The organism is Salegentibacter tibetensis (assembly GCF_020164485.1).
Taxonomy (GTDB): Bacteria; Bacteroidota; Bacteroidia; order Flavobacteriales; family Flavobacteriaceae; genus Salegentibacter; species Salegentibacter tibetensis.
The window spans coordinates 1-248 of the sequence record NZ_JAIQZA010000181.1 but is presented as its reverse complement, the minus strand read 5'-3'; the positions used below and the strand labels follow the sequence as shown (position 1 = coordinate 248).

Sequence of the window (248 nt, the reverse complement as noted above, 5' to 3'; positions counted from 1 at the left end):
CATTCGGTCCAGGAGTTTATTGGCCGTAAAATACATGGTTTTAAGTTCCTGTGCACAGGCCTGGAATCCCAAGGCACAAGCGATAAATGATTTGCCTACTCCGGTTGGTCCTGTAATAATTAGGTCCCTTGATTTTTTAATCCAGTCTCCCTGTTGTAAACGAAGCAGCATATTTTTATCTATACCTCTGGGCTGATTAAAATTGATTTGTTCAAAGGAGGCTTGTTGTTTAAACCGTGCCTGGCGGA

Annotated in this window: 1 protein-coding gene; it reads right to left on the bottom strand. The window is 42.3% G+C overall.

Annotated elements, in window-relative coordinates; genetic code table 11:
* On the bottom strand, nucleotides 1-248 hold a 248-nt coding region (locus LB467_RS18985), incomplete at both ends, for an ATP-binding protein (protein WP_224475696.1).